At 37.7% G+C, this 25,482-nt stretch carries 25 protein-coding genes; 16 read left to right on the top strand and 9 right to left on the bottom strand.

All coding sequences use genetic code 11. The annotated features are described in order from the left end of the window. Positions 1-412: 412 nt before the first annotated feature. Complete coding sequence (locus tag ACRD7B_RS11780; protein WP_430824763.1) at positions 413-1,387, bottom strand: M23 family metallopeptidase; 975 nt, start codon at positions 1,385-1,387, stop codon at positions 413-415. A gap of 165 nt (positions 1,388-1,552) precedes the next feature. On the opposite strand from ACRD7B_RS11780, the gene alaS reads away from it, so the two are divergent. Continuing rightward, a complete protein-coding gene (alaS, locus tag ACRD7B_RS11775; protein WP_430824762.1) occupies positions 1,553-4,189 on the top strand; it encodes an alanine--tRNA ligase in 2,637 nt (878 codons plus the stop codon). Between the two features lie 163 nt (positions 4,190-4,352). Here alaS and ACRD7B_RS11770 read toward each other — a convergent pair whose 3' ends face one another. Next, entirely contained in the window at positions 4,353-5,498 is a 1,146-nt protein-coding gene (locus ACRD7B_RS11770; protein ID WP_430824761.1) for a CapA family protein, read from the bottom strand. 101 nt (positions 5,499-5,599) lie between these two features. Here ACRD7B_RS11770 and ACRD7B_RS11765 point away from each other — a divergent pair, with 101 nt between their 5' ends. Beyond that, positions 5,600-5,926, top strand: coding sequence for a hypothetical protein (locus ACRD7B_RS11765; protein ID WP_430824760.1), 327 nt, complete (start codon positions 5,600-5,602; stop codon positions 5,924-5,926). Between the two features lie 144 nt (positions 5,927-6,070). Here ACRD7B_RS11765 and ACRD7B_RS11760 read toward each other — a convergent pair whose 3' ends face one another. The 5 genes from ACRD7B_RS11760 to ACRD7B_RS11740 form a co-directional block, all read right to left on the bottom strand. Beyond that, a complete protein-coding gene (locus ACRD7B_RS11760) occupies positions 6,071-6,574 on the bottom strand; it encodes a GNAT family N-acetyltransferase (protein WP_430824759.1) in 504 nt (167 codons plus the stop codon). Beyond that, on the bottom strand, positions 6,574-6,855 hold the full coding sequence (locus tag ACRD7B_RS11755) for a type II toxin-antitoxin system TacA family antitoxin (RefSeq protein WP_430824758.1): 282 nt from the start codon (positions 6,853-6,855) through the stop codon (positions 6,574-6,576). The genes ACRD7B_RS11760 and ACRD7B_RS11755 overlap by 1 nt, the downstream gene beginning before the upstream one ends. 489 nt (positions 6,856-7,344) lie before the next feature. Continuing rightward, entirely contained in the window at positions 7,345-7,830 is a 486-nt protein-coding gene (locus ACRD7B_RS11750) for a hypothetical protein (protein ID WP_430824757.1), read from the bottom strand. 118 nt (positions 7,831-7,948) lie between these two features. Beyond that, complete coding sequence (locus ACRD7B_RS11745) at positions 7,949-8,581, bottom strand: hypothetical protein (protein ID WP_430824756.1); 633 nt, start codon at positions 8,579-8,581, stop codon at positions 7,949-7,951. 261 nt (positions 8,582-8,842) lie between these two features. Next, on the bottom strand, positions 8,843-9,526 hold the full coding sequence (locus ACRD7B_RS11740; protein ID WP_430824755.1) for a hypothetical protein: 684 nt from the start codon (positions 9,524-9,526) through the stop codon (positions 8,843-8,845). Positions 9,527-9,749: 223 nt separating this feature from the next. Here ACRD7B_RS11740 and ACRD7B_RS11735 point away from each other — a divergent pair, with 223 nt between their 5' ends. The 6 genes from ACRD7B_RS11735 (at position 9,750) to ACRD7B_RS11710 (ending at position 15,131) form a co-directional block, all read left to right on the top strand. Next, positions 9,750-9,974: a hypothetical protein gene (locus ACRD7B_RS11735; protein ID WP_430824754.1), complete on the top strand. Its 225-nt coding sequence runs from the start codon at positions 9,750-9,752 to the stop codon at positions 9,972-9,974. A 272-nt stretch (positions 9,975-10,246) separates the two neighbouring features. Further along, entirely contained in the window at positions 10,247-11,389 is a 1,143-nt protein-coding gene (locus tag ACRD7B_RS11730; RefSeq protein ID WP_430824753.1) for an acyloxyacyl hydrolase, read from the top strand. Positions 11,390-11,391: 2 nt separating this feature from the next. After that, a complete protein-coding gene (locus ACRD7B_RS11725) occupies positions 11,392-12,150 on the top strand; it encodes a GIN domain-containing protein (protein ID WP_430824752.1) in 759 nt (252 codons plus the stop codon). Between the two features lie 9 nt (positions 12,151-12,159). Further along, positions 12,160-12,936, top strand: coding sequence for a glycosyltransferase family 2 protein (locus ACRD7B_RS11720; protein ID WP_430824751.1), 777 nt, complete (start codon positions 12,160-12,162; stop codon positions 12,934-12,936). Between the two features lie 22 nt (positions 12,937-12,958). Further along, positions 12,959-13,111 (top strand): hypothetical protein, encoded by a 153-nt coding sequence (locus ACRD7B_RS11715; RefSeq protein WP_430824750.1) that lies wholly within the window; start codon positions 12,959-12,961, stop codon positions 13,109-13,111. Positions 13,112-13,316: 205 nt separating this feature from the next. Beyond that, on the top strand, positions 13,317-15,131 hold the full coding sequence (locus ACRD7B_RS11710) for an AMP-dependent synthetase/ligase (RefSeq protein WP_430824749.1): 1,815 nt from the start codon (positions 13,317-13,319) through the stop codon (positions 15,129-15,131). 141 nt (positions 15,132-15,272) lie between these two features. Here ACRD7B_RS11710 and ACRD7B_RS11705 read toward each other — a convergent pair whose 3' ends face one another. Continuing rightward, positions 15,273-16,727: a sodium:solute symporter gene (locus tag ACRD7B_RS11705; RefSeq protein WP_430824748.1), complete on the bottom strand. Its 1,455-nt coding sequence runs from the start codon at positions 16,725-16,727 to the stop codon at positions 15,273-15,275. A 155-nt stretch (positions 16,728-16,882) separates the two neighbouring features. Here ACRD7B_RS11705 and recR point away from each other — a divergent pair, with 155 nt between their 5' ends. From recR to ACRD7B_RS11665, 8 genes are all read left to right on the top strand, one after another. Continuing rightward, positions 16,883-17,500, top strand: coding sequence for a recombination mediator RecR (gene recR, locus ACRD7B_RS11700; protein ID WP_430824747.1), 618 nt, complete (start codon positions 16,883-16,885; stop codon positions 17,498-17,500). Position 17,501: 1 nt separating this feature from the next. Next, on the top strand, positions 17,502-17,960 hold the full coding sequence (locus ACRD7B_RS11695; RefSeq protein ID WP_430824746.1) for a hypothetical protein: 459 nt from the start codon (positions 17,502-17,504) through the stop codon (positions 17,958-17,960). 11 nt (positions 17,961-17,971) lie between these two features. After that, the gene (locus ACRD7B_RS11690; protein ID WP_430824745.1) at positions 17,972-18,403 is read left to right on the top strand and encodes a BT0820 family HAD-type phosphatase; all 432 of its coding nucleotides are present in this window, start codon (positions 17,972-17,974) and stop codon (positions 18,401-18,403) included. Positions 18,404-18,498: 95 nt separating this feature from the next. Next, a complete protein-coding gene (locus ACRD7B_RS11685) occupies positions 18,499-19,938 on the top strand; it encodes a B12-binding domain-containing radical SAM protein (protein ID WP_430824744.1) in 1,440 nt (479 codons plus the stop codon). Beyond that, positions 19,938-20,717 carry a glycosyltransferase family 2 protein gene (locus ACRD7B_RS11680; protein WP_430824743.1) on the top strand — a complete coding sequence of 260 codons (780 nt, stop codon included), beginning with the start codon at positions 19,938-19,940 and terminating at the stop codon, positions 20,715-20,717. Before ACRD7B_RS11685 ends, ACRD7B_RS11680 begins: the two co-directional genes overlap by 1 nt. Positions 20,718-20,821: 104 nt before the next feature. Continuing rightward, complete coding sequence (locus ACRD7B_RS11675; protein ID WP_430824742.1) at positions 20,822-22,432, top strand: hypothetical protein; 1,611 nt, start codon at positions 20,822-20,824, stop codon at positions 22,430-22,432. Between the two features lie 113 nt (positions 22,433-22,545). Further along, positions 22,546-24,477: a tetratricopeptide repeat protein gene (locus ACRD7B_RS11670; protein WP_430824741.1), complete on the top strand. Its 1,932-nt coding sequence runs from the start codon at positions 22,546-22,548 to the stop codon at positions 24,475-24,477. Then, positions 24,477-24,998, top strand: a complete 522-nt coding sequence (locus ACRD7B_RS11665; protein WP_430824740.1) for a GNAT family N-acetyltransferase — start codon at positions 24,477-24,479, stop codon at positions 24,996-24,998. The genes ACRD7B_RS11670 and ACRD7B_RS11665 overlap by 1 nt, the downstream gene beginning before the upstream one ends. Here the strand turns inward: ACRD7B_RS11665 and ACRD7B_RS11660 are convergent. After that, a complete protein-coding gene (locus tag ACRD7B_RS11660) occupies positions 24,982-25,443 on the bottom strand; it encodes a type I restriction enzyme HsdR N-terminal domain-containing protein (RefSeq protein ID WP_430824739.1) in 462 nt (153 codons plus the stop codon). The two genes, ACRD7B_RS11665 and ACRD7B_RS11660, sit on opposite strands and share 17 nt — an antisense overlap. Between the last annotated feature and the right edge of the window lie 39 nt (positions 25,444-25,482).

Genomic DNA, 25,482 nt, shown 5'->3' with positions numbered 1-25,482 from the left:
TTGATAAATCATTTTGCTAATTACAATGGTTAATGCCGATACAAAAGCACAGATTGATTTTTTTATCAATCGTTTTGGTTTGTAAACGGTATTATATGCAATTCCAACAAACTAGCCCTCGGCTATGCTCGGTCACTAACTTGGATGATAATACCGTTAGTATATTGAAGTGAGCCTTATCTGCGTTTCACTTGAAATGCTCAATCATTATTACAACGGCATTAACCATTGTTATTTTTAAAAATCGTTTAAGAAGGCTCATTTTAAAATACAATTGGTATAACTGATCATCGAGCAACTTATATTGCCTCCACAATATTTGTAATTGATCCCCCTTTCCATACCAGCTTTTTTAAACAAAAAAGCGACCTAAATTAGATCGCTTTCAAATATCTTAGAGAATAGTAATTACTTAATCAAATGTTTGATTTGAGTTGGATGAGATCTGAATCATACGATCGTACTGCTCTGCTGTAAAGTCCTCCTTGAAATAATAATGTTGAGGGTTTACTTTTCTGTTTTTCTCAATCACCTCATAGTGCAAATGCGGTGCAGTACTTGTACCTGTATTTCCAACAAAACCAATCACCTCACCACGCTTTACCTTCTGCCCTTTTTTCACATTAAAGGCATTTAAATGGGCATATAAGGTTTTGTAACCAAAGCCATGATCAACTTCAATACGCTTACCGTAACCACGTACTTCATTAGTTATCTTAGAAACAACACCATCACCAGTAGAATAAATCTCAGTTCCTGTTGGTGCCGTAAAGTCCATACCATAATGAAACTTACGAATTTTATGAATCGGGTGTATACGATAGCCCCAACCTGATGCGGTTCTTCTTAAATCAGAATTTGATATTGGCATAATGGCAGGAACAGATCTTAACATTTCATCCTTGCGTTTGGCTAATTCAATCACCTCATCAAACGATGTTGATTGCACATACAGTTGTTTCATCACCACATCTAATCGCTTGGCTGTTTCCATCACCAATTCGGAATTATCCATATCCTCAAGATGCGTGTAGCGGTTGACTCCACCAAAACCTGCACGTCGGATACTATTCGGAATACTATCGGCCTGAAAAATTGTACGATATATGTTTTCATCGCGTAATTCAATATCATCCAAAACAAGCTCAAGCTGATCAAGCTTTTTATTCATGATATCGTATTGTGACAATAGCTGCTGATTCTCTCTGGTAAGCCTTTTTTCTTTAGGGCTTTCAAAAACATATGGATAGATAAAATACAATACGAAACCCAACAAGAACAGACTCATCAAATAGATTGAGACACGGGCCGAATAGTACTTATAGCCTTTCTCGATTTTATCGTAGCTAAGCGTTTCCGGATTATAACGATACTTAACCTTTGACATACTATATTTCTTTTGCTTCTAAATTTAGAAATTTTTTGCTCGAATCGTCCAAAATTAGGTAAATAATCTAACTTTGCAAGGAATTTTTCTGTTTAGTACCGCTCTGAGCAACGGTTTAAACAAAAATGAAGACCTATAATTGATAAAAATTTAAACAGATATACTATGATGACGGCCTCTGAAGTAAGAAAGAGCTTTTGGGAGTTTTTCAGATCGAAACAACACAAAATTGTTCCTTCAGCTCCTATGGTAGTGAAGAATGATCCCACTCTAATGTTTACCAATGCTGGAATGAACCAGTTTAAAGATATCTTTCTGGGCAACAGTGCCGCCGAAAGTGTGCGTGTTTCAAATTCGCAAAAATGTTTGCGTGTTTCTGGGAAACATAATGACTTAGGAGAAGTTGGACATGACACCTACCATCATACTATGTTTGAGATGTTAGGAAACTGGTCGTTTGGCGATTACTTTAAAAAAGAGGCCATTGCCTGGGCTTGGGAATATCTGACCGAAGTTCTTAAAGTTGACAAGGATCGTTTGTATGTGAGCATTTTTGAAGGTAGCAAAGAAGATAATGTAGGTCGTGATGAGGAAGCTGCTGACAACTGGAAAGAGTGGATTGATGAATCGCGCATCGTTAATGGCAACAAAGCGGATAACTTTTGGGAGATGGGTGAGTCAGGGCCATGCGGACCTTGCTCAGAGATTCACATTGATATGCGTAGCGATGATGAGCGTGCTAAAGTTGACGGAAAATCATTGGTGAATGAAGATCATCCGCAAGTTATTGAGATCTGGAATTTGGTATTCATACAGTACAATAGAAAAGCCAATGGCGAATTAGTGCCATTGCCAAATAAACATGTGGATACAGGAATGGGCTTTGAGCGCTTGTGTCGTGTTATTCAAAAGAAATCGTCGAACTACGATACTGATGTATTCCAGCCACTCTTAAAAAAGATTGGAGAATTATCGGGCTTTGAATATGGCAAAAACGAAGAGGTTGATATTGCCATGCGCGTTATTGCCGATCATGTGCGTACCATTTCATTCTCTATTACCGATGGTCAATTACCATCAAACAATAAAGCGGGTTATGTGATTCGTCGCATATTGCGTCGCGCCGTTCGTTATAGCTACACCTTCTTACAAAGCAAAGAAGCTTTTATGTATAAGCTGATCGACACCCTAATTTTGACTATGGGTGATGCTTATCCTGAATTACAAGCTCAAAAAACTTTGATCGAGAAAGTTATTAAAGAAGAGGAAGAGTCGTTTTTAAGAACGCTTGCTACAGGAATCAATCTACTTGATAAAATTATAGTTGAGACAAAAGCTAAAGATTACAATGTTGTAAGCGGTACTGTTGCTTTTGAACTGTACGACACCTTTGGTTTTCCTTTGGATTTGACGGAACTCATTTTAGAAGAAAACAACCTGGTTGTTAATCGTCAAGAGTTTGAAGCTGAAATGGAGAAACAAAAACAACGTGCAAGAAATGCCACCTCCATCGAAACGGATGATTGGGTTGTGCTTCAACACGATGATAGAGAAGAATTCATCGGCTACGATTACTTAGAATCAGATGTATTTATTACACGCTACAGAAAGATAAAAACCAAAAACAAGGAGCTATACCAATTAGTCTTCAACATCACGCCTTTCTATGCCGAAAGTGGTGGACAGGTTGGCGATACCGGTTATATCCAGCAAGGTGAAGATAAACTTTCCATCATCGACACCAAGAAGGAAAACAACCTGATTGTGCACCTTGCTAAAAAATTACCAGCTAATTTAAATGGTACTTTCAAGGCCATTGTGAATACAACAAACCGTCAGAACATTGCCAACAACCATACAGCAACTCACCTGCTTCACCATGCTTTGCGCCAGGTATTAGGCACACATGTTGAACAAAAGGGTTCGTTGGTACATCCTGATTATTTACGATTTGACTTTGCGCACTTCCAAAAAGTAAGCGAAGAAGAAATTGCTGAAGTTGAAGCCATCGTTAATCAGAAGATTCGAAACAACATTGCTTTGGAAGAAATGCGTGACATTCCGAATTCTAAAGCTGTTGAAATGGGTGCCATGGCACTATTTGGAGAAAAATACGGCGATTTGGTTCGTGCCATTAAGTTTGGAGATTCGGTTGAGTTGTGCGGTGGAACACACGTACAAGCAACTGGTGAATTGGGTTTCTTTAAGATCATATCAGAATCTTCGATAGCAGCGGGCGTTCGTCGTATCGAAGCGCTTTCGGGTGTGAAAACAGAGGAATTCATCCACCAACAATCAATGTTGATTAAGGAATTGCAGAGTATGTTTAAAAACCCTGCTAACCTTAAAAAGAACATTGAAAACCTGTTTGATGAAAATAGCAATATGAACACCCAAGTGCAGGGTATGAAGAAAAATTTCATAGCCATTGAAAAGCGTAACCTAATTGATGGTGCCCACGATGTAAGTGGTGTTAAAATTATTGCTTCTCAAGTCAAGCCTATTCTTGCCGAAGAATTGAAAGATTTAGCTTTTCAGATTAAGACTGAGCTGGATGATTGCATTGCCATACTAGGAGCTGAATTAAAAGGTAAACCGCAATTATCCATCATGATATCGGAAAATCTGATTAAGGAATATGATTTGAATGCTGGAACCATTGTACGCGAGGCAGCTAAGAAGATGCAAGGTGGTGGCGGTGGTCAGCCATTTTTCGCAACTGCTGGTGGTAAAAAGTTAGATGGCCTGGATACTGCCATTCAAGAAGCTTTAGCGATTGTAAAGAATACGATTAACGCGTAAATCAAGATAAATACTAAAAGGAGCGGCTCTTTATTTATGATCTATAAATAAAGAGCCGCTCCTTTTATTTCACACCCTTCAGCTTACTTCGACAGGACCTGGTATTCACCTCGTTTCCCTTCGCATTACTTCGACAAGCTCAGCAAGCGCTCAGGAGCAACTATCATTTAATGCCCTCTGGGGCATCCATATATATCTTCTCCAAACCTTTACTTTCGAGCTTAATTGCCGGCAAAATAAACTTACGTTCTTCAATACCCACATTATTCTTAAAAACAGCTCTGGCCTCTCCTATGTATTCATTCATTCGCTTGCGAGCAACAGCATCTGGCCAATAAGCGGCTTTGGAATAACGCGCGGCAGGCAATACATAAAAACGCTTTTTACCATTCTCGTTTGGTGTATGCACCCATGTTAATTGAAAATCGGCTCCCGACACATAGGTCGAGTCAGCCTCCCTAGTCAGTTCTACCATAGCAATCACCCCTCCATCACACGGTGCCTTTCGTTGATTAGACACAAAATTACCGAGGCTATAAGCCACCATCTTACTCTGCTTATCATCCTGTTTCCAAACCATGGGCTGAACCACGTGCGGATGTGAGCCAATCACCACATTAATGCCCTTGTTCCATAATAATTGTGTTAACTTTTTCTGTTCCGGATTCGGCTTCGTCTGGTATTCCCAGCCCCAGTGCATACAAACAATTATTTCATCCACATCCATTGTTTGGGCTAAGGCAATATCACGCGACATCAAAGCCGTATCAATCTGGTTCACAATATTAGGAGATGAAACTCGAATGCCATTGGTTCCATAGGTATAATTCAACAAAGCCAATCGGAATCCCTTTTTTTCAATAATGAGTGGATTGTTCTTCACACGATCCAAACTATCCTTAAAAACCCCAGTGCGCGGAATCCCTTTTTGATCCAACACTTTTAATGTGCGCTCAAGACCTTTTTTTCGACGATCCACACAATGATTATTTGCCATCACAAAAGCATCAACCCCAGCATCAAGCAAAGCATCGACTAAAGTATCGGGAGATGAAAATTGCGGATAACCCTTATGAGGGGGGCCGGCCAGCGTTACTTCCAGGTTAGCGATGAGTATATCAGCCGCTTTCAAATCTTCTTTAATGTATTTAAAAACGGAGTAATAGTCATATTCACCCGTTGAATCAATACGTGCCGAATTAATCTGCGTATCGTGCCCCATCACATCGCCCACAAAGGCAATTTGTATTTTTTGTTGAGCAAAGACTGATAAGGAACATAGAAATAGAACAAGAAGAATATAACGCATGATTTATTTTTCGATAAAAATACGAAATACGGATAAACTATTTCCTTATTTAATTGTAATAAGGTCAGTAAATTTTAGTGAGTCGTTTATCAATTTGAATTATGGAAAGAAAAATTGCAATAGTATCCCTTTTATCAATCATTGCTATTTTAGCATTATTATCAGTAATATTCAGCAGCTATGGCTATACAACATTTGCTTTAATCCTCTTTCCATACCTCCTATACATTATGGGTAAGCGATATCCTAATTTCAATTGGGTTATTCTGGTCACTGGATTGTTTTTAATCACCACCAGTTCAGTTAACATCATGGCTAACCTTACTGGACACCTTCTGTTTTACTACGAATTTGCAGCCTGCTGTTTTATCTTCTTAATGTCATTTCAGTTCACAGCTGATCCTAAGAAATCGGAAGCACCAGAATAACAAAAAAGCTTATAATCGAAGCTATCGTTAATTTACATGTTTTATTAATCTGGATATAGTCACTTCGTTTAGTTCAACATCTGCTTCAATGTTAAGCGTGTGCAAGCAACCCTTTATTGAAGGCTAATTGTTGTATACTGTGGATTATCCAAATAGCTCTTTTATAGTTTTCATAGATAAAAACATCTTTCCACTATCAGGTAGTTTTATGAATCCATATTTATAATAATACCTTTCTGCATCTTTATCTAATGGATCTACAATTACAGCAAATGCTCCAATACTATCAGATGTGTCAAAACACCTTTTCAATGAATCAATCAAAAGGATTTTTCCAATTCCTTTACCTTGAAAGTTCTTATCAATAGCTAATCGGCCTAAAAGTATTGTCGGTATCGATGAATATGATTTTGGTAATTTCTTCTTGAATGAATCTGGAATCAAATCATTTGAAATACTATTGCTCGACAAAGTGTAATATCCTGTAATCTTTTCTGTTGCTTTATCAACTAATACAAAACAAGCTGAAAGTTTTCTTTTGACATCCTGTTTCGCCTGCTTCCAAAAATAATTATCTAATAAGTCTTTTCCACATGAGAAATCATCTCTGTTGTGCTTGGAATCAAGCGGTTCAGTTAGATAACTCATTAAGAAGTCAATTTGTTATATTCATCTTTAGCAGAAAGCAAATCTTCATTTGGTTTCTGAGGTTTTATCAAAGAATCAAAGAAAATCTCTTTATCGTTTTGTGAGGCAATGACAGTCTCTCTTTCTTCAATAATCTCCTTTGCCTTGTTCTGAACGGTTAATATGACAAAATCAGTCAGATTTCTGTATCCACCTAGTGTCGCTGCTCTCTCAAATAATTGCTTTTGCTCTAATGACAATCTTGTATCAAATCGCGCTTTATCCTGTTTTAAGACTCCCATAATCTAATATTTTAAACAAAGGTACGGAAAATATCCGCAAAAACAGAATAGGTACGGAAATAAACAGTACGATTGATTCTGGTGAGCATTGTGTACAACGTTTGGCTAGATGAAGCGTATGAAATGGCACAAACTACCCTTCCAGAACACCACTGAGCCAAAGATTTGTATTTGTTTTTAACTTTTCATTTCCGAAGCCAAACGATAGTTCATGAGCACCAATTTAAATATAGTCTAGCGAATAATTGACAATCATGAACACCATAAAAATAACGACTCATTGTTTATAAATCAAAGATTTGGCGGTGCTTGCCAACATTACGAATCAACAAAAATCAGATGGCTCACTTATGCTTTATTAGCCATCATTGGTTCCTGGTGTTTATTTATTGGTTCCGTATTTTATACGAATTGTGCATTAAAATGCGCTGAAAGCCATTTTGCTCGTTACTATGGTAAATGCCGTTACATAATCAAAGCGCCTTGATTTTAAGGCGCATTTTGATTAGTAAACGGTATTAATCCTGTTTCTAGACGTTCCAAAATTCGTTTTCTGCTTAAAACAATAATTGTATCTTTTTCATATGTGACTCTCAATCGTTCGTCTATTAATAGATTAAATAACTTTTTTAATCTGCTCTTTTGAGAATATTGAGTGGAGGTGTTGTCATTAAAGTTTTTTTCATAATTCATTTCGTCCAATAAACTTTCAATTATTTTCCTTTCTGATACAATTCCATCTTTATTCTCTATAGTTATAACACCATTACGATTCACAAATGATTGGGTAAGGCCGATAATTATCGGGTATATTAATAGATATAGCAATGTTGATAAAGATAATTCATCAAATGATTTGTCCATTATTACTATTGTAATTAGAAAAAAGAAGCTGCTTATTATAATAAAGTTGAACAAAAACAATTTCATCATATCTTTTAACGAGGCTTTAAAAAGTTTTATATCTTTATTCATAGTTTATTGCTTTTTGCTATCCACTTGTTGCCACGGCCTGCCGTATGGTGTTGTAAGGCGATTTAATCTTACAATCTTTCCATATTGCGCTATTGAAGCGTGTTGTACACTGGGCTTTTTACCAAATCTTCCACCAACGTTTTTTCTTTTCATCATGCTGTTTTTCCTTTATCAGTCCAGTTTTATTAACTTCTAAATGAGGGTTGTTTTTTAAAGTCTCTTGAAATGACCCTCCATGGATTTCTTTAGAGTTTAAGTCAACCGAGAAATCAGCCCATGGTTTTATTGAATTTGTCGGGTCAAATGATTGTCCTTGCACTATATTCTCATCAAGTTTTAAGTCACGAATTCCGTCCCAAGAGATTCTGTCGCTTTCCCAAAATTCACCCGATTGATAATCCAACAACAAAATATGAGTATCATCTGCACAAATTAAACTGCCATCGTTTCTTTGAATCACATTATTAATTGCAATTCCAAATGAGGATTTTGGAGTTTCATTCTCAGTTGACATTACATAGCCCTGTCCTCCTGCAATTACTATTATTGTATCATTGTCTGGGTAATCAAAGATGCCATAATAGTTAGACCAGCCAGGCTTGAAATTTGCAACCCAATCAGTTCCGTCAGACTTGAAAAAACGTACAACATATCCTTCTGAAAAAAATAATTCATTATCAGTCGTTATTGGAATATACATAGGTCCATAAGGTGGTAATCCTTCTAATATTTCAAATCTTTTTTCTCTCATGTTTATTTTACGTGCTGCTGTTTTTGGCTTGTGGCCAACTATGGGATATAAAGCGTACCCCGTCTATCCCTTTTAAAGAATTCGATATCATAGACGTCTTACAACTTTTTGATATACGCCATACATCAGAACCCTTTGACTGCATTAAAACTAAACAAAACATTAGAAATGATTAACACATTGCATTCAATCTAGAATAATTCCAAACAAAAAGCTTAACCGAATAGGCTAAGCTTTTTGTTTGGAATTAACTATCAAACCCTATGCTTCCATACTTTCTTCGCTCGCACTTTTATGGGCTTTTAAGTCAACTATAACACGAGCTGCCTTATAAGTTTGGTAAACTTTAGCATGAGTCATTTCCATCAGCAACATTAGCTTATCTAGCTTATTCTTCACCACATCATCAGCCTGACTAAATAAAATTTTCAGTTCGCGAGTGGCCTGTGAGCGAGTCACTATTTCTCCTCGGGGTGAGCCAATCAATACGGCAAAATCATTTATTTCACTCTCCAATCGAGTTAAGCTCTCGCCACTAACACCATAATCGCCCAAAAAATCAACTACTCCTCTGGCTAATTCCAATATGTTTCGACACACCGACACCAATTCATGATCGGGCATACCTTGTAAACCACTCGGACTTACCGATACTTTTTTCACCAAATCAGGCATCTTATTACTATGCGCATAAACATACACGGCAGCTGCCACCTGCACACATGCTTGTATCATCTCAGCTTCTTCCTTCGTTTTTAACTCGCTCGAAGAAGCAGAATACCCACTTTGAACCTGATGAACTTGCTGAATGTACTTAACAATAGGTTCAAATTCATTGATGCTCTCTACCAGAGCCGGAACGGTACTTAGCTCGGTACGATAAGTACCAAACACCTGATTAATGGCTATGTACATAGCCAGTCGATTACGCTGTTTTGCAGTCATAATAAAAAAGCTTAGTTAATATTTGGGCCTTTAGTCTTTAAAAGCCCTTTTCATCAGTTAATACCATAAAACGGTATTCGTAACACCTATTTAAAATGAAATTTAAAAATTAGTGACTAACAGCTATTTTCTAGAGACTAACGCGGAAATATTGGTGGTTAATTTCAAGTATATTTCTTAACGCGAGTGATTACACCCATCTAATGCATAGCAAATCATCCATTTGGCAACAGGCATCATAGCACTTGGCATGGTCAGCACTAATTTGGGCATCGACAGCATCAATTTGGAAACAGACAGCGCTCTATTTGAGATCGACAGACATCAAAAAGATTTGATTAGCGCGGCACTTGCTTCGATTAGCATCGATTTTTTAATTGACAGCACTAATTTGGGGATCGACAGCATCGATTTGGAAGCAGACTGCGGTCTACTTGAGACTGACTGACATCAAAAAGATACGCTTAGTTTGGTACTGGCTTCGATTAGCATCGTTCTTTTAAAGGACAGCACTAATCTTGGAAATGACAGCATCGATTTGGGAAAGGGCAGCGCCCTATTTGAGACCGACAGACATCAAAAGATATGGTTAGCGCGGCACTGGGTGCATACAGACATTTTATCGCCTTTATTTAGAAAGCAGATATTTGATATCTATTTAACAATTAAACCATGCTCTTTTTATTATCTTCGCCGCTTAATCCATAATCTTAGCATTCATTGAGAAAGCACATTACTCTTACATTCTTTTTTGTTCTACTTTGTATCAGCAGTAAAGGTCAGACAACACAGCAAACCGACGACACCTCATCGAAGCACACTTACCTTACAACCCGATTTCATGGTGGCTTGGTTATACCTCATCATGTTAACATGATGTATTTCCTCGATGACTTTTCGAGCGGCGTAGAAATCAATTATGGCAGAAGCAATTTCTCCGAAGATAGTTGGGAAGGCTTTTTCAATTACCCGGAACTAGGTCTTGGTTTTTACTATGGCACCTTTGGCAACAAAGACATTTACGGTGCTGGCTTAGCCCTGTTCCCATACATTAACTACAATATTTATCGAAACTCCAAGCTATCTATTCAAAATAAGGTTTCGCTTGGTTTAGGTTATGCAACCAAACCTTTCGATATTGAAACCAATACCTACAACACTGTTTTCAGCTCACACCTCAATGCCTATATTGGTCTGGCCTTATTAATGGACTACCGGGTTAGCAAGCACTTTTCGGTCGCCTTAAGCGGATCGCTCACCCACTTATCAAACGGAGCAGCCAGCAAACCAAATCATGGCATCAATACTCTTACAGCAAGTCTAGGTGCGAAGTATCACTTTAACGAAGCTTTAACACCCGATATTGAACGAACTAAACCACCCAAGAGCAAGCAACGTGAAGTGATTATTGTTGGAAGTGTTGGTCGCAGTCAAAGTACCTATTACAATCAAAATTTATATTGGAACGCCAGCTTAAGCATTAATCACTTGTGGCACCTCAACGCTAAAAGAGCAGTGGGTATTGGATACGATCAATTTTATTCAGAAGTAGCCCCGTATGTGTGGACATCAAAAGATGAATATGCTGAAATAGTTGATTATTCAACCAAGGATTACATCTTCAACGGATTGTTCGCCTCCTACAATGTGTTTTTGGGCAATACCACTTTATTTGCCAATGTAGGCGTATACCTACACACCAATATAAAACCACCGCAACCCATTTATCCTCGACTTGGCGTTCGACAAACTTTTGCAAAAAACTTTATTGCTAACTTTAGCGTGAAAGCCAGTTTTTTTCGATCCGAATTTCTGGAGTTTGGCCTGGGTTATCGAATCCCGTATACACGTATTAAAAAATAGTAATGAAAGCAATAAAGCATTATAAAAACATAACACTATTCGCACTCATTCTTTTTTGTTACTCTTGCGAATACATCGATTCACTCACTCAGGATGGTACGTTTATTACGACTCATCAAGATGTGGGAGACATTAAACACATCGTTGTGAACTCCCCCATTCGCATTGCATTACACAATGAACAGAGTGACATTGTAGATATTAGTGGTTACGACAACTTAATTAATGAACTAAAAATAACCTACCGAAACGATTCATTAATCATTGACCACAACAAAAAGGATTATCTGCGGAAAAGCCAACTCATTGAACTGACGGTCTCGGCCAAACACCTGCAACGCGTAACTGCAGAAATGCCAATGGAATTAACTAGTAATCTTACAATTAACTTCAACAACTTTTCAATTGTGATTAATGGGGGTGCGAAATTCTCGGAAGTTAAATTAGACCTAAGTGCTAGTAATGTAAGTTTGAATGTCTATGGGAACAACATTGGCAATTTCTTATTATCCGGCACCAGCCAATCGTCCTCATTTATTCTGGAGGGAAGTGTTAACATCGATGCGCTTGACTTAGTCTGTGAGTTATCAAATATTACACATAAATCAATTGGTGATTGTAAAATCACAGCCAACACAAAATTAGATGTAAAAAGTTATGCTTCCGGAAACATCTATTACAGCGGTGATGCTGAAGTTAAGCACGAACGCCTGCATGTTCCCTATTTGCAATCAACTGGCAATGTTATTAAAATAGACTAAATTGCGCCTATGTCATTTCCAAATGTAAGCTTATTCTTAACCACCTATAATTGGCCCGAAGCACTTTCGCTATGTTTGCAGAGCATAGCTCAGCAAAGCATGCTTCCCGATGAAGTAATTATTGCCGACGATGGTTCCAAATCAGACACAAAAGAATTAGTTGATCTTATTAGCAAAGACTTCCCCTGCCCCATTGTTCATGTTTGGCAAGAAGATGAAGGCTTTCGCATTAACACCATTCGCAACAGAGCCATTAAGGCTGCGAAATACCCTTACATTATTCAAATTGATGGGGATGTTATTCTTGATCCTGATTTTGTGAAAGATCATTTGAGTTTTGCCAAAGAAAATCGTTTTGTCGCAGGGCGAAGACAAGGCATATCCGAAGATGACACCAAGCAATTTTGTAAAACACTCGTTTACCCAAAACTTAAAGCCAAGCGTAGTAAGCTAGTTGCTATGTTGCATCAACAACTGCTTTACAACTCAAAATCGGTACGTGGCGTTAGAGGCTGCAACATGGCCTATTGGAAAAAAGATGCAGAACAAGTGAATGGATTTGATGCCAGTTGGGAAGGCAAGGGACCCGACGATAAAGAATTTGCCATACGATTGACGCATGCCAATGTGAAAATCTACAACCTTAAATACTACGCCATACAACACCACCTTTACCATGGCGAAGAAGGCTTGCTCGATAACTATAAAAAAAACCAAGGGTATTTTGCCGAGACCATAAATCAAAAGCTTATTCATGCAAAGAATGGACTAAAAGAATTGGCCTAAATCAACCTTAAATTTAAAAACTATGATTTTTTTTAACAAAGAAATATTGGGTATAAAAATGAAATACTTAATAATTATTGCTTTGGTATTTCTTATCTCTAAGAATATTTTTGACAATTGGGATAATTTCAAGAGAGGTCTAAATGGAGATACTGAAGTTTCCACTATTGAATAAGTTCTAGAACTTTTAAAAAAATAAGAAGAAAATCACAATTCAACCACTTTGCGGTTGTTATTCATTTGATTTTTTCCCCGGATTCCATCCGAGACTAATCAAATTAATCCCCGCAGGGGATTCAAATCTGTTACTCTATCGTCTCACAAAAATCATTATATTTGTGTAACAACAAGGATTCAGCTATCCTTTTTTATTCAAGTTTATGGAAATTAAAAGAACTTTTGATCTTCTTGATAATCTCAAGCAAGAATTCAACAAGCCGGATATATTGTGCGCCAAAAGAAATGGCGAATGGGTAAAGTTTAGTGTTACTGAATACAGTGAGCAAGCACGACTTTTCAGCCTTGGGCTTTTGGCACTTGGCTTGCAAAAGGGAGACAAAATTGCAACTGTTTCAAACAACCGCCCTGAATGGAACTTTGTAGACATGGGCATGTCAATGGTTGGGGTGGTTCACGTTCCAATCTATCCAACTATCTCCGACGAAGAATACCGATTCATATTAGAACACAGCGATGCGAAAATCCTCATCGTATCGGACCTTAGTTTGTATAAGCGCCTTAAGGTTATTGCATCCGAAGTTGAATCCATCACAGACATTTATACTTTTAATGAAGTGGAAGGTGCCAAAAACTGGAATGATATTGTTCATCTGGGCGAAACAGAAAAAGTAAGGTGGAAAGATGAATTTAACGATCGAAAAAATAGCATTCAAGAAAGTGACTTGGTATCGATCATTTACACATCAGGCACAACAGGAAACCCTAAAGGTGTGATGCTTAGCCATGAAAACTTCATGAGTAACATGAAAGCCTCTATTCCACTTTTCCCACTTAGTCCAAGAGACAATATATTGAGTTTTTTACCACTATGCCACGTTTACGAACGCATGATAAACTACCTCTACCAGGCCAATGGTTGTAGTATTTATTATGCCGAAAACCTGGCCACCATTGCTCAGAACCTAGTTGAAATAAAAGCAACCGCATTTGTGACGGTTCCAAGGGTGATTGAACGCATCTATGATAAGTTGGTTTCTAAAGGTGAGGATTTATCAGGTATAAAACGCTCCATCTTTTTCTGGGCGATGCGACTTGGCGAGCGCTATAGAACCAATGGTAATAACTATCCGCTGTATGCACTTGAATTAAAAATCGCGCGTAAACTGGTTTTCTCGAAATGGCAAAAAGCCTTTGGTGGTAACCTAAGGTTTGTAGTGAGTGGTGGCGCTGCCCTACAACCGCGCTTAAGCCGTTTATTTTTTGCAGCGGGCATTCCTCTTATGGAAGGTTATGGCTTGACTGAAACAGCTCCAGTACTAGCTGCCAACAACACCAGTGCATCGGGCAATCTGATGATTGGAACCGTTGGGCCTGTTCTTAGCAATGTAGAAGTGAAGTTTGAGGAAGATGGTGAAATATTAGCCAAAGGCCCCAATGTGATGCTTGGTTATTACAAGGATCAAAAAATGACAGATGAGGTAATCGACAAGGATGGCTGGTTCCATACCGGAGATATTGGTTGCCTGGTGAAAGATAGATTCCTGAAGATTACCGATCGTAAAAAGGAAATGTTTAAGCTTTCGAGTGGTAAATACATTGCTCCTCAAGCCATCGAAAACCAATTGAAAGAATCCAACTTCATCGAACAAGCCATGATCGTTGGAGAATCAGAGAAATTTGCAGGCTCATTATTGGCGCCTAACTTTGATTACCTTCACATGTGGGCACACGAGCACAAAGTTCACTTTCGCGATAATAAAGAACTGGTGCAAGATGATAAGGTGCAGTCCCTATTCAGAAAAGAAGTAATAAAATTCAACAAGCAACTTGGTGCACACGAGCAAATAAAACGTTTCCGCTTGGTTTGTGAGAACTGGACTTCGGCGTCAGGCGAATTATCTCCTACGCTTAAATTGCGACGTAGAATTATCTATAAAAAATATGCAGATCTCTTACGTGACATGTATGCCTACGATGATGGCGAAGAAAACCGAGGGTCTATTAAATTTGATTAAAATTATTAATCCCGAAGGGATTCAACACAAATAGCCACGGGTACAACCCGTGGTAAATGAGTGGAATAATAGATGAACCCCGAAGTGAGTTCAACCTTGATTCATATAAATTATAAAATACGCATTCAAACCGCAACTTCTTTAGTTGCGGTTTTTATTTCCCCTTATCAAGCAAAGTAAACCGATAAAAGTTATCAGCCCATTAAGCATCAATTTTTCAAAGCCCATCGCCGAGCCAAACCATAGTTTTGAATTATAATCAATGATACCGGTTAATATTGGCGCTAGAATAACAACCAGTGGCACCCACTTATCATTTACCTCAAATTTCGTGAACAGTCCAAATGCATATAAGCCAAGCAAAGGCCCATAGGTATACCCGGCAATATTAAAAATGGTACTAATAATACTATCGTCGTTATAAGCTTTAAAAAGTAAAATCACTAAAGCCAATAATAAACTAAAAGCAATGTGCACTCTCAACCTGGTTCGCTTAGCCTGCTTTTCCGACTTGGCTTGTACATCAAGAATATCTATGGAAAATGAAGTCGTTAATGAGGTTAATGCAGAATCAGCACTTGAGTAGGCAGCTGCAACCAAACCTAAAATAAAAAATACACCTACCGTAGCAGGCAAATGCCCTTTGGTGGCAATAATTGGGAATAAGTCGTCAGCATTTTCAGGAAGAGCTATACCCATTTTAGCAGCAAATAGAAACAACAAAACACCCAGGCTTAAAAACAATAAATTAACCGGCACAAATGAGAATCCGTACCAATACATATTTCTTTTTGCCTCTTTTAGGTTACGACAGGTCAGATTCTTTTGCATCATATCCTGATCCAAACCAGTCATTACAATGGTAATAAATGCACCTGATAAAAACTGTTTCACAAAATGTTGCTTTGATGACCAATCATCAAATTCAAAAAGCTTTGAATATTCACTACTCGCAATGGCATCAACCATACCCACAAAACTCAAATCCAATGCTCGTGTTATCATGACTACCGCAATACCAACACTCAACAACATGAAGAGCGTTTGCAAAGTATCAGTCCATATAATTGTTTTAATACCCCCACGAAAGGTATATAACCAGATTAAGAAAATGGTTAATAGCACCGTTACTTCAAAAGGCACATTGAATGCTTCGAACACTGCAATTTGAAGCACATTGGCCATAAGATATAATCGGGCTGAAGCACCTATGGTACGAGATAACAAAAACAATATGGAACCCGATTTGTACGACCAGAAACCAAAACGTTGATCAAGGTAAGTATATATTGAGGTCAGATTTAATCGATAATACAATGGCAACAAAACATGCGCAATAACCAGGTAACCGAGAAAATACCCCATTACCATTTGCATATAACTTAGCCCCGTAGAACCAACCCATCCCGGAACCGAAATAAAAGTGACTCCCGATAATGAAGCGCCGATCATTCCTATCGATACAATGTACCAGGGCGATTGCTTATTACCTCTAAAAAAGGTTTCATTATCAGCCTTTCGTCCAGTTAGAAAAGATATTAAAATTAACAATGCAAAATAAGCAGCGATAATACCTGCAATCAATAAGGGATTCATGATAAATAAATTTTAAATCCAAATATACATCTTTATCCTTAGCAGCAAACATGCATAGAAGGCAACATCATTTTGAATAATGCTAAAAACAAAAGCAAGAATATCCTGTTCTCTATTTTTATTACCTTTGTTGGGTTTATAAACGACATCTTTTTATGACATCATCATTCCCATCTCGACTTCTTGAAAATGCTGTTGACGAGTTTTCTAAACTTCCGGGCATTGGCAAAAAATCGGCTTTACGACTTGTGCTTCATCTTCTTAAACAAGAGAAAGAGTCGGTATTCAAGTTTTCTGAGTCCATGCGTAGTATGCGTGAAGAAATTGTTTACTGCAAGAGTTGTCATAATATCTCAGATGAGGAAATATGTCATATTTGTGCCAACACCAACCGAAATCACGGCTTAATTTGTGTGGTAGAAAGCATTCGTGATGTAATGGCCATTGAAAACACGCAGCAATTTAATGGCATTTACCATGTTCTGGGTGGCGTAATCTCGCCAATGGATGGCATCGGCCCTGATGATTTAAGCATTGGCCCACTTGAAGAAAAGATTAAATCAGGCGATGTTGAAGAGTTAATTTTTGCCTTGAGCACCACCATGGAAGGTGACACAACTAATTTTTACCTTTTCAAAAAATTTGAAAAACATCAAGTTAAAATGACTACCATTGCCAGAGGCGTTTCGATTGGTGACGAATTAGAATACACCGATGAAGTAACATTAGGCCGATCATTGGTTAATCGCTTACCCTTTGAAAACACTTTATAAGATGAATCCACTGAAATCGATAAATCAAATTAGATTAATATACTTTGTCATCGTAGCTCTTCTGAGCATGTTTGCCATATTCTCGATCTATTTTGTGATAACGTTTGGGCAATTCTATGAAACAGATGGCACCAGCATCAACAATTTAAAAGCACTTTCAATTATACTGGCATTGGCTGGGATTCCTGCCAGTTACATGTTTCACAAACGAAAAGTTGCACACATTGATCGGAGTTTACCTGCCCACAAAAAATTACTTCATTACCGTAATTCTTTTTTCATTAAAATAATTACACTTGAGGGAGTTTCATTAATTAGCTTATTAATTTACTTGATAACAATCCACATCAATCAATTAATTATTTTTGGTTTAATATTCTTATTTCTCTTGCTCAACTATCCAAGAAGGCAAGTTATATTGGATGAACTTGAAATAGACGAATCAGAACTAAAACTTTAAAAACTACTAAAATGCTTATAGCCGTTGACTTTGATGGTACCATCGTTGAACATAGATACCCAGCCATAGGAAAAGAAAAGACATTTGCCTTTGAGACCTTAAAAAGATTGCAAAAACAAGGTCACCTGCTTGTACTTTGGACCATCCGTTCGGGCAAATATCTCGACGATGCCGTGGATTATTGCCGGAGAAACGGCGTTGAGTTTTACGCCATAAATAAAACTTATCCCGAAGAAGTGATTGATCATAGCATGAGCCGTAAAGTTAATGCCGACATCTTTATTGATGATCGCAACGTTGGAGGATTTCTTGGATGGGGTGAAATTTGGCAAGCATTGAATAAAAACGCATCGAAAGAAGAGCGCGACGAATACAATATGCTCTACGAAAAAGCCGAACGAAAAACGTTTTGTGGCTTTATTAAATCAATTTTTTGCAAGTAATTTCATTGCCGACACAATATTCATACCTTTTTGTCTGTTTATACAAAAGCCTATCTGCCCCATATTGTATAATAACACATTACAAAAAATAAATAATGAATATTTCCTTTATCATACCACCATCATTTGATGATAACATGCCAGCTGAACGTTCAGCTGGATGTACTCGGATGGTATATCCAATGCCCAACATATATGAGTTAACCATTGCAGCCATTTTTGAGCGCGAAGGACACTCGGTTACCTATCACGATTATGTCGCTAAAAATAGCTCTAAAGACGAGTTCGAAAAAGACATCAAATCCTTATCAGCAGATGTGTTTTGTTTTTGGAGTGTTAACTTATCAATAAGTACCGATCTTACAGCAATTGAGATAATTCGTCAATTCCATGCGGATAACTGGATTCTTTTTATGGGACCGGCAGGCACTTATTTTACTTCCAAACTTTTAATTGATAATAAAATTGCCATCATTAGGGGCGAACCAGATGTGTCAGCCTTAAATACCATTATTGCAATTGAGAAAGAGCTTCCTTTATCTGAAGTTAAAGGCATATCATTTTTAGATTCGAAAAAAGAAATCGTAAATAATGCGCCTCAACCTTTACTTAAAGACCTGGATAGTTTACCTATTCCTGCCAGGCATTTTATCGAAGATAGAACCTTTCGAAATCCTAAATTAAAAAACTCACCTTATACATCGGTTGTAACTTCGCGCAATTGCCCTTACCAATGTATTTATTGTGTACCTAGCTCCTTAACTTTTGCGAGAGAAATAGAATCGAAAAACAATAGAGGCAGTAAGCCCCCCATCTATTTTCGAACGCCTGAAAATGTAGCTGAGGAATTAAAACAACTTGCTGATAAAGGTTATAAGAGTATTGCCTTTGTTGACGACAACTTCATTTTTAATACCAATCGATTAAAGGCAATTGTTGAAGAATTAAATAAATATGATTTCCATTGGGGATGCCAGGCCAGAGCTGATGCAATTGATGAAGAGGTCGCATCAATATTAGGTAACTCAAAGTGTGACTATATCGATTTAGGCGTAGAATCATTCAATGATGATATTCTGAAGTTTATTCGAAAAGGAATGAATAGCGAACAGATATATGATGCCATAAATTTGCTAAACAAATATAAGGTGCCGGTTAAGCTAAATATTCTAATTGGAACAAGTCCACTCGAAACCGAAGAAACAATTAAAGAAACAGTTAAAGAAGCAAAGAAACTTAAGGTTAGTCAAGTCATGTTCAACATAGTTTCACCATTTCCAGGCACCAAGTTTTATAGCATCGCCAAAGAAAATGGTTGGTTGAAAGAAGGCGAATACCGACCAACAGATGTTCAGCGTCATTCCATATTGGAATATCCGCACATCACAGCAGAAGAAATGGAACGCATATTATTCAAATCAAATTTAAGCTTCTTTCTTCGACCATCAGTCATTTGGAGGCACATTAGCCAATTTAGATCGCTTGCAGATGTCATTAGTGCTTTTAAAGCTTTCAAAATAAAAATGTTTGGATAATGACTTTATCAATAGTCATATTAACCCTGAACTCCGAGAAAATCATTCTCAATTGTCTAAATGCAATAGAGCCATCATGCCCAAATTACGACTATGAAATAATCATTGTTGACAATGGCTCCAACGATTCCACACTCACGTTAATTGAAAGCAATTATCCAGAATGTAAACTCTTAAAAAACAAGAGCAATCTGGGAGTTGCTAAGGCACGTAACATTGGCATTCAAGAAGCAGAAGGTAATTTTCTGTTAATCCTTGATGACGATGTTGTGATGCACCCATTATCCTTAGACAAATTGATAAGGCGCATTTCTCATGACAGCACAATTGGAATGATCGCTCCACAATTATTAAATCCCGACGATACCATCCAGTACAATGGTTTACCCTTTCCTTCAATACTGGTTAAGACTAGGAGAATAATCAGTAAACTATTAGGTAAAAGTATCAACAACCCATACTCTGATTTTATAAATAAGAAGGAACCTTACGAACCCGATTATTTAATTGGTGCTGTTCAATTAATTCGAAAGGAATTATTTGATAAAGTTGGTTTATTAGACGAAACCATTTTTTATGGACCAGAAGATGCCGATTTATGCGTGCGAATACATCAAGCCCACTATAGAGTTATTTGTATTCCAAGCATAAATATGACACATAACTATCAAAGAAGATCGTACAAACTCAAACAGCTGCCACTATTAATAAAACATCTACAATCACTTATCTATTTTTGGTTCAAACATCCTGGCCTCAGGAAGACTTCAAGCAAATAAGCATCATACGACTTGAAAAAATGCAATTCCGTATTCGTAATTTATTTACTAACTTGTAGCAGTTTAAATCCGATTGCCAAATAATTATCAGCCTAAAAATATCTATGAAAGTAGTTGTATTTATTTTTGCATTAGTATTATCAAGTCAACTTGTACAGGCTCAAAAAAATAAGCCTGGCCGAAAGGAGCTTTTGAGTATTTCAAATAACATTCAGCTTGATAATTATTCAGAAGCTGCTCAGCAACTGAAAGATTTACTTCTACAATTTCCTGATGATCCCTACTTAAGTATGCAATATGGTTTATGCTTGTTGAACATTGATTACAAAACAGACGATGCGATTCCACATCTTGAGATAGCAAAAAACTACTATTCGCTTGATGATCGCAAAAATGATAAGGCCATAGAAACACGTTTTTATTTGGCGCAAGCCTATCATCTCAACTATCGTTTCGAAGAAGCACTTGAAGAGTTGATGCGATTGAAAGATATGATTCCGGCAAAGCAAAAATCCTTACTCAAGCAAATTGAACAGGAAATAGCTTACAACGAAAACGCCATCGAATTAAAAAAGAATGCAGTTGACTTTAGAATTAGTAACCTCGGACAAGCCATAAACAGTGAATACGATGAACATAGCCCCGTAATTTCGGCTGATGAATCAACTATTGTTTTCACATCAAACCGACAAGGAACAGGAAGTTACACCTCAGGAGACGGCCTGTTTTATGAAGATATTCATCAAGCTATCTGGCGTGAGGGCAAATGGATACCGGCCATGAATATTGGCGCAAAAATTAATACAGATGGGAACGATGCCACCTGTAGTTTAAGCGCAGATGGACGTACACTTATTATTTATCGTAATGATGGTTTATCGGGTAACTTGTATTTCTCGAATTACACAAAGGATGGATGGAGTACGCCCGAGAAATTTCCAAAACCAATAAATACCGATCATGCCGAAACGCATGGTTCACTTTCGTACGATGGTAATACTTTGGTTTTTGCCAGTGATCGGCCAAAAGGATTTGGTGGAAGCGACATCTACATAAGCAGAAAACTACCTAATGGTCAGTGGGGAAAAGTAATGAATGCCGGACCAACTATCAATACGGTTGAAAATGAAGAAAGTCCATTTTTATCGCATGATGAAAGAACTTTATTTTTCGCCTCGATGGGTCACAAATCAATGGGAGGATACGACATCTTCAAATCAAAAATACTGAACGAAGAAGACAAAAAATGGAGTGAACCACAAAACATTGGTTACCCCATTAACACGCCTGCCGATGATCTTTTCTACAGCCCAACAAGCGATGGACAACGTGTTTATTTTGCTTCGGAACGTGCTGGCGGATTTGGTCGGTCAGACATCTACCTCATTGAATTTCCAGAAACCGACGAACGCACTTTATCCGTTGTAGCAGGTTTTATTTTTACAGAAGAAGGATTGCCCTCTCACGAATCGAGAATTACACTTAGCAAGGCTGATACAGGTGAAGAAATAGGTTACTATCGACCACATCCTGAGAATGGTAAATATGTATTAATTGTGCCAACAGGCGTTGAATACAAAATGACCATAGAAACGTTTAACAAAGTAACACTCACTAAATCATTTAAGGTTTCGGGCCGATTAGATTACTCGAGCCAAGGCAATGCCACATACCTTGATCCGATAATAGTTGAGAACAACAAAATGAAAGACTAAGCGATGGAAAGCTTGTTTTCATCAAAAACAAGCAAGAGATTGTTATAAAAAGATCATAATTAATTATTTTGCGAGATATTATTAAAAAAAGTCATATAAATAGCCAACCCGGTATGATAAAACGAATACTTATTACAGCATTAGCAGTGCTTTTTGTTGCCCAAATAACAAAGGCACAATCCACAACACGCGAAGACAATAAAAAATTTAAGGAAGCAGTTGGACTTTTCCAGGACGAAGCATACGGCGAGGCCATTGATATATTCTCAGAACTTTTAGTCAACGATCCTGAAAATATCAATATCCTTTATAACCTTGGATTCTGCCAATTAAATGCGCAGCAATATGAAGAGGCAATCGTTAATCTTCAAAAAATCTACACTGGCCTTGAGGGAGAAGAGAAAATCAGCGATCTTGGAGTAGATGTTCAAATGATGATTGGTGAAGCAGAGCAATTACTCACCAAACCGGAAGAAGCCATTAAAACCTACGAGGAATTAATCAGTCAATTGGGTAATGAAGACGAACCTTTAATTAATGGTGCGCGTCGTCAAATTGAAATCTGCGAAAATGCCATCGAACTAATGGCCAAGCCAGTCAAATTAGAAGTTCATAATCTTGGTGCTGATATTAATTCAAAATATGACGATCACAGTCCGTTGATTTCTGCGGATGAATCTTTATTAATGTTTACATCAAAAAGAGCATCGAGCTACAGCGAATTACTTCCAAATGGGCAATATGCCGAACGCATTTATTCTTCGGTAATTAAAGATGAAGCCTGGACAAAAGCCAAGTCATCGAAAGAACTGTTTCGCAAACCGGGACACGAGGCTGGCGTTTGCTTATCATCTGACGAAACCGAATTGTATATCTTCAGAAACGACATTAATGGCTCAAACCTATATGTAAGCATGAATGATGGAAGCAATTGGGGAGAACCAGTAAAACTTCCGGCTCCGATCAATTCTCGTTACAACGAAACGCATGCTTCTATTTCTCCGGATAAATCAACACTATATTTCACAAGTAATCGTGAAGGAGGCATAGGTGGGAAAGATATTTATCGCGTTCGTCGCTTACCAAATGGAGAATGGGGAAAAGCCGAAAACCTGGAAAGTTTAAATACGCCATACGATGATGACACACCAATCATCCACCCTGATGGACGTACTTTATATTTTAGTTCAGAAGGACATAATAGCATGGGTAAATTCGACATTTTCTATACTCAATTACTCGAAGATGATACTTGGACTGCCCCAACCAATATGGGTTATCCAATTAATACGCCTGATGATGACTTCTTCTTTGTACCAACAGCAACTCAGAACATAGCTTATTATGCTTCTTCGGGCTACGAAGATAACCTAGGTGGTTCTGACTTATATTTAATTGAATATGAGGAGCCGGAAATTAATCGCTTGGCTGTATTTAAGGGACAAGTAACTAGCGAAGGTGATGCACCACTGGAAAATGTACGTATTTTTGTCACTAAATTATCAACTGACGAAGCCGTTGGCGAATACAGACCTCATCCAGGTACAGGTAATTATGTATTAATACTTGAAGCTGAAGAATCGTACAAAGTAAGATTTGCTGGAGAAGGTTATGAAGCAGTGGAGACAAAAGTGAATGTTGAACGTGAAATGGCTTATAAGAAAAGCACCAAAACAACTACTCTTGAACCAACCGAGCTGACTTATTTATTGGCAGCAAAAGCTGAAGACAAAGAAGCTCCAGGCCAAACTGACATGACTGCACTTGATGTCAGCGATGGTATACCTTATTATACTGTTCAAATTCTTTCGTCTAAAAAACAATTAGGCTCATTTGATATATTTGAGGGATTAGAGCACAACTTGATCAAGGAGTACGATTGTAAGGATGGCTGGTTCCGATATGCTTATAGCATCATTAAAGGTTATAAATCTACCCTCAAAGCCAAACAAAAAGTATTAGACACGGAGCAATGGCAAGATGCCTTCATCAGAGACATCAAGCAATATGATGATATGGTTAAACCTAGCGAAACAAAGAATTAATGAAAAACGATGAGCTTATATTAAGAGCTCTTGAACCCGAAGATATCGATCTACTATATCAATGGGAAAATAACATGGAATTATGGGAGGTGAGCAATACGCTCACCCCTTTTTCTAAGCACCAACTTGTAAAATACATTGAACAAGCACAACTAGACGTTTTTCAAACTAAGCAATTACGTCTGATCATTGAACTTGAAGAAAGCAAAGAAGCTGTGGGCATGATTGACCTGTTCGACTTTGATGGTTTCCATCAACGTGCGGGGGTGGGTATAGTAATCCATTCTAAACAAAGAGAAAAAGGATATGCAGCTGAGGCACTTCAGTTATTTGCAGACTACTGTTTCAACAACCTTGGATTAAATCAACTATACGCGAATATTTCGTCTAATAACCTTGCAAGCATTGCCTTATTTGAGAAAGTAGGATTCAACTTAGCAGGCACAAAAAAAGCCTGGCAGAAAACGAAAAATGGCTTCGTTGATGAGCACCTCTACCAGCTAATCAGGAAGAAGCATTAATATCATCCACATCAGGAATCTTACTCAACAATTGATACTGACCTTTGTCTCCGGTTAATTCTGCACAAAAATGCTGCAGGCCATTTGTAACCAACATGTATTGTACTCTTAAGGGCATATTATATCTGGCAGCCTGATCAAAAACAGCCTTATTAATTGCAACCGATGGAGCTTTGCATTCAATAATCATAGCTGCTCTTCCTTGTCTATCATGTACCACAATGTCCGCACGCTGACTCAAACCATTCACATTAACTGGTAATTCAATAGCTATATGTCCTGCAGAAATTTTTTGCTGTGATATTAGGAAGTGAACAAAGTGCTGACGTACCCACTCTTCAGGTGTTAGTGCGACAAACTTTTTTCGAACGGCATCAAATATTTGTTTCTTATTCCCTTGTTCCTTTAGTCTGAACTGACAAATTGGAAGATTAAGCTTTTGCATCAACGCCTTTTTTTGAACAAAGTAAATCAAATTAGAGAG

It is taken from the genome of Carboxylicivirga fragile, assembly GCF_050589805.1.
Taxonomy (GTDB): domain Bacteria; phylum Bacteroidota; class Bacteroidia; order Bacteroidales; family Marinilabiliaceae; genus Carboxylicivirga; species Carboxylicivirga fragile.
The sequence above is the reverse complement of the archived record's forward strand: the minus strand, read 5'-3'. Positions and strand labels throughout refer to the sequence as shown.

Coding starts and splice junctions, on each gene's coding strand:
- ACRD7B_RS11780 (WP_430824763.1), bottom strand. CDS start 1,387: ATGTCAAAGGTTAAGTATCGTTATAATCCGGAAACGCTTAGCTACGAT.
- alaS (WP_430824762.1), top strand. CDS start 1,553: ATGATGACGGCCTCTGAAGTAAGAAAGAGCTTTTGGGAGTTTTTCAGA.
- ACRD7B_RS11770 (WP_430824761.1), bottom strand. CDS start 5,498: ATGCGTTATATTCTTCTTGTTCTATTTCTATGTTCCTTATCAGTCTTT.
- ACRD7B_RS11765 (WP_430824760.1), top strand. CDS start 5,600: ATGGAAAGAAAAATTGCAATAGTATCCCTTTTATCAATCATTGCTATT.
- ACRD7B_RS11760 (WP_430824759.1), bottom strand. CDS start 6,574: ATGAGTTATCTAACTGAACCGCTTGATTCCAAGCACAACAGAGATGAT.
- ACRD7B_RS11755 (WP_430824758.1), bottom strand. CDS start 6,855: ATGGGAGTCTTAAAACAGGATAAAGCGCGATTTGATACAAGATTGTCA.
- ACRD7B_RS11750 (WP_430824757.1), bottom strand. CDS start 7,830: ATGAATAAAGATATAAAACTTTTTAAAGCCTCGTTAAAAGATATGATG.
- ACRD7B_RS11745 (WP_430824756.1), bottom strand. CDS start 8,581: ATGAGAGAAAAAAGATTTGAAATATTAGAAGGATTACCACCTTATGGA.
- ACRD7B_RS11740 (WP_430824755.1), bottom strand. CDS start 9,526: ATGACTGCAAAACAGCGTAATCGACTGGCTATGTACATAGCCATTAAT.
- ACRD7B_RS11725 (WP_430824752.1), top strand. CDS start 11,392: ATGAAAGCAATAAAGCATTATAAAAACATAACACTATTCGCACTCATT.
- ACRD7B_RS11720 (WP_430824751.1), top strand. CDS start 12,160: ATGTCATTTCCAAATGTAAGCTTATTCTTAACCACCTATAATTGGCCC.
- ACRD7B_RS11715 (WP_430824750.1), top strand. CDS start 12,959: ATGATTTTTTTTAACAAAGAAATATTGGGTATAAAAATGAAATACTTA.
- ACRD7B_RS11710 (WP_430824749.1), top strand. CDS start 13,317: ATGGAAATTAAAAGAACTTTTGATCTTCTTGATAATCTCAAGCAAGAA.
- ACRD7B_RS11705 (WP_430824748.1), bottom strand. CDS start 16,727: ATGAATCCCTTATTGATTGCAGGTATTATCGCTGCTTATTTTGCATTG.
- recR (WP_430824747.1), top strand. CDS start 16,883: ATGACATCATCATTCCCATCTCGACTTCTTGAAAATGCTGTTGACGAG.
- ACRD7B_RS11695 (WP_430824746.1), top strand. CDS start 17,502: ATGAATCCACTGAAATCGATAAATCAAATTAGATTAATATACTTTGTC.
- ACRD7B_RS11690 (WP_430824745.1), top strand. CDS start 17,972: ATGCTTATAGCCGTTGACTTTGATGGTACCATCGTTGAACATAGATAC.
- ACRD7B_RS11685 (WP_430824744.1), top strand. CDS start 18,499: ATGAATATTTCCTTTATCATACCACCATCATTTGATGATAACATGCCA.
- ACRD7B_RS11680 (WP_430824743.1), top strand. CDS start 19,938: ATGACTTTATCAATAGTCATATTAACCCTGAACTCCGAGAAAATCATT.
- ACRD7B_RS11675 (WP_430824742.1), top strand. CDS start 20,822: ATGAAAGTAGTTGTATTTATTTTTGCATTAGTATTATCAAGTCAACTT.
- ACRD7B_RS11670 (WP_430824741.1), top strand. CDS start 22,546: ATGATAAAACGAATACTTATTACAGCATTAGCAGTGCTTTTTGTTGCC.
- ACRD7B_RS11665 (WP_430824740.1), top strand. CDS start 24,477: ATGAAAAACGATGAGCTTATATTAAGAGCTCTTGAACCCGAAGATATC.
- ACRD7B_RS11660 (WP_430824739.1), bottom strand. CDS start 25,443: ATGCAAAAGCTTAATCTTCCAATTTGTCAGTTCAGACTAAAGGAACAA.